The organism is Tahibacter caeni (assembly GCF_024609805.1).
Lineage (GTDB): Bacteria > Pseudomonadota > Gammaproteobacteria > Xanthomonadales > Rhodanobacteraceae > Tahibacter > Tahibacter caeni.
In genome coordinates this window covers 1-1,393 of record NZ_JANFVR010000620.1, presented here as the reverse complement: position 1 = coordinate 1,393, position 1,393 = coordinate 1, and the positions used below count along the sequence as shown (strand labels likewise).

Below are 1,393 nucleotides of genomic sequence, written 5' to 3'. Positions count from 1 at the left end.
GCCGGCGAGCCAGGCGTGCGCGCCGGGCATCTGCAGCAGCCACGGCGTGGCCATCGTCACGACGCCGGCCAGCAGCACGAGCGCGGCGCCGGCGCGCCGGAACGCGGGCTGCGCGAGGCGCCGGCCCAGGTGCACGCCGCTCCAGGTCAGCGGCAGCATCAGCAGCTGCGTGCCGAGTCCGAAGCTCGCCATCAGCACGGCGGCATTCAACGCATCGGCCTGCAGCCAGGCCGCGAGCAGCAGGCTCGTGCTCAGGCCGCAGGGCATCCAGCCCCAGAGCAGGCCGAGCGCGAGCTGGCGCAGCGGCGTGCGTGCCGGCAGCAGGCGCCGCTGCAACGGCGCGAGCAGGCGCCAGAGTCCGGTGTCGGCGCGATGCAGCACGGCGAAGCGCTTGCCGACGTCGAACAGGCGCAGCGCGATCAGGATCATCAGCGCACCGAGCAGCAGGCGCAGGGTCAGCGGCAGCCATTCGTTGCGCACGACCTGCAGCAGGCCGCCGCCGAATGCGCCGACGGCCGCACCGGCCACGGTATAGCCGAGCAGGCGGCCGAGGTTCAGGCGCAGCGCCGCGGCGAAATTCGTGCGCCCGCCGCCGGCTGCGGCGCCGAGACCGGTCGCGATGCCGCCGCACATGGCCACGCAATGCAAGCTGCCGAGCAGGCCGCTGAGCAGCGCCGCGCCGGCGACGAGCAGGTCAATCGGCATGGTCTTCCTGCGTCGACGTCTCGTCGACGAGCACGTCCAGCGCCGGCGTGTCGAGATCGTCGAACTGGCCCGCGCGAACGGCCCAGGCGAACGCGGCGACCGCCGCGCCGAGCAGCAGCAGGCTGATCGGAACCAGCAGCAGCAGGATGGTCATGCAGGTGTCCTCACGAGACGCAGCGCGTTGAGCACGACCGCGAGCGACGAGCAGGCCATGCCGAGCGCCGCGAGCCACGGCGCTATCCAGCCCAGCGCGGCGAACGGCAGCGCGAGCGCGTTGTAGACGACGGCCCAGGCCAGGCTCTGGCGCATCACGCGGCGCATGCGCCGCGCGAGCGCGATCGCCTCCGCGACACGTGCCAGCGAATCGCCAGCGAGCACGAAATCCGCGGCACGGTGAGTCAACGCAGCGCCGCCGGCGAACGCGAACGAGACGCTCGCGCCGGCCAGCACCGGCGCATCGTTGATGCCGTCGCCGAGCATCGCGACGACGTGGCCGTCGCGCTGCAGCGCGACCGCGCGCGCGAGCTTGTCCTCCGGCGTCTGGCGTGCGCGCCACTGCGCGATGCCGAGCGCCTGCGCGGTCGCGGCGACCGCCCCGGGCGCATCGCCGCTCGCGATTTCCAGCGCGACGCCGAGACGCCGGAACGCGGCGATCGCGTCGGCCGCGTCGGCGCGCAGCGGCTGCCGC

Annotated in this window: 3 protein-coding genes; all 3 read right to left on the bottom strand. The window is 74.2% G+C overall.

What is annotated here, in order from left to right:
- Window positions 1-705 (bottom strand): sulfite exporter TauE/SafE family protein (locus tag NON22_RS24345; RefSeq protein ID WP_257389568.1); only part of this gene is annotated, 705 nt, incomplete at its 3' end.
- The gene (gene ccoS / locus NON22_RS24340; protein WP_257389567.1) at window positions 695-859 is read right to left on the bottom strand and encodes a cbb3-type cytochrome oxidase assembly protein CcoS; all 165 of its coding nucleotides are present in this window, start codon (window positions 857-859) and stop codon (window positions 695-697) included. The genes NON22_RS24345 and ccoS, both read right to left, overlap by 11 nt.
- The coding region (locus NON22_RS24335; protein WP_257389566.1) for an HAD-IC family P-type ATPase at window positions 856-1,393 on the bottom strand (538 nt) is incomplete at its 5' end. The genes ccoS and NON22_RS24335, both read right to left, overlap by 4 nt.

Excerpts from the sequence above, each read along its gene's own strand:
- ccoS (WP_257389567.1), bottom strand. The coding sequence starts at position 859 with ATGACCATCCTGCTGCTGCTGGTTCCGATCAGCCTGCTGCTGCTCGGC.